This is a genomic window from Candidatus Jidaibacter acanthamoeba (genome assembly GCF_000815465.1).
Taxonomy (GTDB): Bacteria; Pseudomonadota; Alphaproteobacteria; order Rickettsiales; family Midichloriaceae; genus Jidaibacter; species Jidaibacter acanthamoebae.
Genome location: NZ_JSWE01000208.1, coordinates 21,038 through 27,434 on the forward strand (window position 1 = coordinate 21,038; position 6,397 = coordinate 27,434).

The window sequence follows — 6,397 nt, forward strand, 5'->3', positions numbered from 1 at the left end:
ATTCTTGCTCCTTAATTCTATGCAGCAGTAAGGGATAAGCACTTGCTGCTTTATTACATTTATCTTTATTGAAATATGTAAAAACTAAGCTGTTAACTCTTCAGGCAATATTTCTTCTTGCTCTTCAATAAAGGTCTCCTCTTCTACCTCGGACATAGATGGTTCCGCCAATACTGCTATTCCTGATTTACTTCTAACTAGGATGATGTTGTGGGCTTTTGTTCCAGGTGCAGTCGGTTGAATTACATCTAATTCTCCTATTAAGAGAATTTTCTTGCCGGTCTTAAGAAGAGGCTCCATTTTTACTAATAAGTGCTCATTCCAAACAATTGCTTTATACCACTTTGCAATGGACTTAGGTGCACCATTTTGAGATGAAGACTTTACCTTTTTATTTACAGCTATAGATAAAACCCCATAGGGTTTACCCTCTCGTGTAGATCTGATTTGTATATCACTACCTAATCTACCAAGTATTTCTACATACGCTCCGCTTCGCATAATTATCTCCTATATATCAAACAGTAACAGTTTAGCATTACCGCCATTTTTACTTGCTAATTGCTCGGAGATCTGATAGATTGGAATTCGGATATAAAGGTCTATCAGACCTCTAGATAGAGTGGTTAGATCCAAACTGATCACTCTATCTGAAATTTTTATTTAATTAGCGCTATCAGTGCGCTGTATATAACGCAACTACCTGCTCGCTATATAATTATACATGAGCTTTATATACACCGCAAGTATTTTTATATACATTTCTTATAATTATGATAAAATATATTTTCAAAAAAACTATTTATCAGTAATGAGCGTCTTTGCAAATAACTTAAAAGCCCAAGTGCTTAATAGAATGAAGGAAAAGAACCTTGGCCCGATTGAGCTCGAAAAAAGAGCAGGCTTAAATCGCGGTGCTGCGACGAATATAATTCATGGGCGTTCTAAAAATCCAACTCTTGAAACAATTTCGTCAATTGCAAATGTTTTAAACTGTACAATCGATGAACTCTTAGAAGATCCGGAAAAAACTGTAATAAAAGCTGTTAAAAAACAAGATATCCAATACGAAACATTAATTGATCTATTTTACCAAGTATTAGATCATACTGTACTTTGCATAAAGAATTTAAAGCAGGACCTATCTCTAGACCAATTTCTAGATGTATTAAAAGAAGGATATGTCTATTCCCTTTTAAAAAATAACAAACAGGTAGATAAAAAGTTTATAGAATGGATTATTGATAAAAATGCTAACCTTTATTAACCTGGTAGCCTCGAAGTATTTAAGTATATAAATAAATTTTTCTGCTTCTATTAAAATAATATCTATATATAATTTAGCTTTATATCTGATGTGAAAATTTTAGGTAAAACTTGTCATTACAACACCTTAACTTAAAGGATTAACTGCGCAGTATATTTTTATGTTATTTTTATTTACATTAATTGATCTTAATAAAAGAAATATAGTATTGTTCACCAATAACTTTACTAACAGAATATAAATGTTTCTCTAATTCATTGTAATTCGGGTATATTATTTTTTCGTTTTCTAATTTTACTACCTGGTAAGCTTTGCTATGTAGTTTTTTAATTAACTTAGTATCACTTATTCTATCTTTATATTCATCTATCATAACTTCTAACTGATCGTTATTTTGAACAAAAAAGATAAAATTTTCTTTCTTGTCATTAATTAAATAATATATGCCTGTATAATCAATTAAATAACATTCTGTAACATTGTTTTCTTTACATACTTGATAAAAATATTCTTTAATTAATGGGTTGCCTACAAAATAAAAATCAGGATCATATTTAATCAATGAATTTAAAGATGGAAAAAGCCCTGTAAAATAGTGTTTTATCTGATCTTTCAATTTTTGATTTAACTTTAAAGCAAAATTTTCTTTATAGTCCTTTTCTAAATAATCGTCGATTAAGTTACCTTTTAAATCTATAGCTTCTCTTGGATCTAATCTACCAGTAAGCAATATTTTTCTAGCGTTACAAAACTCACTAGCTTGCTTAAACAAATCTACACCTGATATGTATGGCATATCATAATCGCATATTATAGCAGAGATCAGATTATACTTGTCCTTGTTTTCAGCTAATTTAAAAGACTTTTTGAGGTCGATTTTAAGCTCTCGGATAGAAAAATCATATTCTTGGTATTCAGCTATGGAATCTGGAATATCGAGTTGTGAGTGGTCGACTATAAATTTTAAAGCTTTTTGGGGAGAAGTAAAAAAATGCAGCCTATTATGATTTTGTTCTATCATAGGCTCTAATATCTCAAGAATTCCTGCATCATCATCTATAATTATAATATTCGTTGGCCATGAGAATGGGATCATTTTTATCCTCTATTGTTTAAATGTTTTGGAAAGTAAAGTATAAATTTTGTATAAACCCCATGCTTTGATTCGCACTTTATATCTCCCTCATGTTTTTTCATTGCTTGATTACAAAAATATAAACCTAAACCGGCTCCATTTCTTTTAGTAGTATAATAACTTCGAAATATTACTTCTTCCATATCGGGAGGAATCCCTGGCCCGTTATCTTCCACATAAATAATGTTATATTTATCATTAACTCCAGTATTTATTTTTATAGACCCGCCAGGTGTATTTTTTAAGTAATAAATAGCATTATTCAGAAGATTATATAGTAAGTGATAAAATAGAGATTTATCAACATTAAGTTTAAAATTATATAAACAATTGATCTCGATCATTTTCATTTCCTCTTCCGATTGGAAAGGGTAATTGCTCATAATATCATTCAATAATTGGTTAATTGGCGTCTCCTCTAACTCTGTTATAATCTCCGCTCCTTGAAGTTTATAACTAATCATTTCTATTGTATTTCCTATATACTTCAGGTTTTTATAAAAATCGTTTTGTATACCTTCTAAAATATCCATATTATTTTCGTTAATAACTTTTTTAAACCTATTATTAATTGATGAAAATCTTAATAATGGTGTTTTTAATTCATGCGTAATCATTCCGCCTAAATTTTTAGCAATGGTTATTCTTTGCTCGTCGGTTTCTTCACTTCTTTTTTTAAAAAACATATTTAAGAAGAACACAAAAGCTAACATATATATAAACCACGTTACTCCTTCCGTATTACTTATAATATTGTTATTTGGGATAAATAAAATGCAGAGAAGTGTTAGAAATATACCTGTATATAGCAGTATTAAAAACATTATCCAGTTTACAATTACTGATAATATAAATATTGAAAGTAAAAAAGATATAAGACAATTTGTGTTAAAATTTGTTATATATAAAATATAAAAAGGCATTATTACTAAACTAAATGTTATAGTAATAAACCAGAATAAAGATTCATATTTTTTAATATCCTTATTTAATTTATCTTTTAATAAAACAACTACGCATAATATCCCAGATATGAAAGCTAAAATAATACTTTGAACATTAGTTTCAACAAAATTTGTAAAGTACCTAGCAATTTGGTTTATTAACATAAAAATCGCAAAACCTTGATATGGTATACTATCTTGTTCGGTATTTCGATCACAAAACTTTATTAAATCGAGGTTAGATATTTTTAAAATAAACTTTTTAAATCTCTTTTTACCTGAACTAAGAGATGTTTTTGGCACTATTAAACATCTTTCAACATTTTTTGCTTTTTGAATGGCAGAATATAAAAGAAAAGTGCTTATGTTTGCAACCACGCTTGGAATAGTACTATAAATATATGTTTTATCTTTTAATTTTAAGACTTCCCACATAATAAAAACAGATAATCCCGCTGTTGCCCCATATATAAAAGATTTGTAATTTCCTTTTATACCAAATATTCCAAGCAACAGCGGGGCTACTATAATTGGCCCCCAAAAATTAGTAGCATATATTGCTAACTCAAATATATTTTTAAAATTTAGTGCTATTAAAGCTGCTAAAATACCTACAAAAACAGTTAAAATCCTTGTATATAATAATTCTTTTTTAGTAGATAAATTTAATTTGAGAGGTTTTGCAACATCATTAACCAAGCTTATACTTATCATATTTAAGTAAGCATCAGCAGTAGACATAAGAATAGAAAGAAGACCTATAATTACTAATCCCTTTATTCCAATAGGCGTTAAAGTGTTTACCAACTTGAGAAACGCATGGTTAGGATCTATTGAGGGGTAAAGCTTTAATGTTATTAAGCCTATAAATCCAGCAATAGTAGTAAATATAAAATCAATGATTGCAGTTGATATAAAAGATTTTTTTATTTGATCAATATTTCCTGCCATTAACATTCTTTGTACAAAAGGAGGAGATAATAATGGTAAGGCCATGTACAAAAAAACGAAAAAGTATTTTTTAAACATGTCTGAACTAGGAAATATAGTTTTTTTATCCCATGGTAGAGAACTAATTAGCTCTTTATATCCTCCGACTTCCTGAATCCCTATACTTAATATAATGGGAATAGTTATTATTATAATTATAAATTGTAAGACATCAGTATATACAATAGCTTTTATACCACCAAATGCCGAAGATATGGTAACTATTAAAGATCCAAGAATTATTGCAAATTTTTCATCTATATTAAAAAAATAACTTGATATATAACCTAATGCTAGAACTTGCGCCGCCATTCTTCCGGTGCATAATAATGCTCCTGATATGCCGGTAATAATTCTCGCGTTTTCACCATATAGCCTCCCCATTATCTCACCTACTGATACAAACCCAAAAAACCTTTCCATTCTAGGAGCTATAAAATAGGCTATTATAAGCATCCCCAAGCTTACACCATACTTAGCCACAATAACAATTATTCCAAATTTATAAACTTCCGTTGAGGTTCCAAGCGATGATCCACCACCAACCAAGGTCGCTATAACGGTTATAGCAAGAATAACACCTGAAATATTTCTATTGCCAACTGCATATTCTCTTAAGTTTTTAATTTTAGTGCCTGATATTACACCTAATATTAAGTTTGAAATTAAAAAAATTATTACAATAGAGATATCTAAATACATAGGGTATTTTGTTCGCGGTTACATCTTATATTTTTTAATCTTTCTAGAGTTAAGCTGTATTTAAATCTTTCCGCTCCAAATTTTTCAACAACCTCACTTAATTCAAAACCACAAAATTGCAGAATTTTGTTTGAAGCGAGATTGTCAGGTCTTGCATAAGCAATAATTTCATTAATTGTTTCAATATTACTTACTGAGGTAATATAAGGAATGAATACATTTGTAAGAGCAAAAGCCGCCTCCTTAGCAAAACCCTTGTTCCAAAATTTTTGATGAAAAAGAAACCCAAGTAAGCCAGTATTGTCACTTCTTTCAAATGATGAGATAAAAATATTACCCATAAATTCGTTAGTTTCTTTATCAAATATTGACATACTGCTATAAGGATTTTTTTCTTCCCACCTTTTTATATTAATATCTATCATTATTTTTATTCTTTCTGGATTACGGATATTTCCATCAGTATATTTTTCCATAACTTTTTCATCCCCATATAGAGATATAAAATTATCTAAATCATTTTTAAAAGTTTGCCGAATATATAATCTTGCAGTCTGTATAGAATAAATTGGATCGATTGTTACTTTACATATTTCTTTTTCAAATGTTTTATTTAACATACTATCCATACCTTTTTAGTTTATTTTTAAATCATATTTATCATCTTTGTATTAATGCTATGGTATTAGTTACTGAGAGAATTTTCATAATCAATTATGTTTTTTAAACTATAAAGAAAATTATCTTTTACTTTCTTCCTAATAAGAATTTATTTTCATATTATAAATAAATTTTTATTTAATTCTACTTAATTTTTTAATTTAATATCTTCTTATTTGATATTCTTATATTAAATATTATTTATATTATAGTATTTAATTAACACCAATATTACTTATCAATATTACTTATAATTTGATTAGCATTTGATTCTATGCTGATTTGATTGTAATTTATTACTATATTTGATGAGCTATTTGTACATATATGACTTTTAGCTTCATTAATAAAAGCTTCTTCACTTTTTCGTATATAATGATGCAACTTAAATTGGGTATATACATATTCAGCAAATGCCATCTCCCAACCTTGCCTTCTAAACTCTTCCTTAAAAGGATCTACAACTTTGTATTCCTGTTTATCACTAAACATGTATTCTTCAAATTCTTTCCTCCCCTTCTCTTCCCCTGCCCTACTCCAACTATCTTCTAGCTCAGCTAACGCCTTACTTCTAAGTTCATTCGCTATTTTCTGTACCTTTATTTCTATAATCTCTTCTTTCCTTCTTTCTTCTGCCTTACGTTTATTCTCTTCTCTAAACTTTATAATTTCTTTTTCCCTTATCTTCTCTCTTTCCTT

6 protein-coding genes are annotated in these 6,397 nt (G+C 28.5%); 1 reads left to right on the top strand and 5 read right to left on the bottom strand.

The window, feature by feature from the left end; genetic code table 11:
* Positions 1 to 84: 84 nt before the first annotated feature.
* Complete coding sequence (locus tag NF27_RS09965) at positions 85 to 501, bottom strand: single-stranded DNA-binding protein (RefSeq protein WP_039459132.1); 417 nt, start codon at positions 499 to 501, stop codon at positions 85 to 87.
* Positions 502 to 856: 355 nt separating this feature from the next.
* Here NF27_RS09965 and NF27_RS11500 point away from each other — a divergent pair, with 355 nt between their 5' ends.
* Positions 857 to 1,267 (top strand): helix-turn-helix domain-containing protein, encoded by a 411-nt coding sequence (locus NF27_RS11500; protein WP_161791857.1) that lies wholly within the window; start codon positions 857 to 859, stop codon positions 1,265 to 1,267.
* A 178-nt stretch (positions 1,268 to 1,445) separates the two neighbouring features.
* Here the strand turns inward: NF27_RS11500 and NF27_RS09975 are convergent, their stop codons facing one another.
* The 4 genes from NF27_RS09975 to NF27_RS12630 all read right to left on the bottom strand — a co-directional run.
* Positions 1,446 to 2,363 (bottom strand): response regulator, encoded by a 918-nt coding sequence (locus tag NF27_RS09975; protein WP_039459134.1) that lies wholly within the window; start codon positions 2,361 to 2,363, stop codon positions 1,446 to 1,448.
* Between the two features lie 2 nt (positions 2,364 to 2,365).
* The gene (locus NF27_RS09980) at positions 2,366 to 5,038 is read right to left on the bottom strand and encodes a sodium:solute symporter family transporter (RefSeq protein ID WP_039459137.1); all 2,673 of its coding nucleotides are present in this window, start codon (positions 5,036 to 5,038) and stop codon (positions 2,366 to 2,368) included.
* Positions 5,029 to 5,658 (bottom strand): GNAT family N-acetyltransferase, encoded by a 630-nt coding sequence (locus tag NF27_RS09985; protein ID WP_161791858.1) that lies wholly within the window; start codon positions 5,656 to 5,658, stop codon positions 5,029 to 5,031. The genes NF27_RS09980 and NF27_RS09985 overlap by 10 nt, the downstream gene beginning before the upstream one ends.
* Positions 5,659 to 5,929: 271 nt before the next feature.
* Positions 5,930 to 6,397 (bottom strand): hypothetical protein (locus NF27_RS12630; RefSeq protein ID WP_039459143.1); only part of this gene is annotated, 468 nt, incomplete at its 5' end.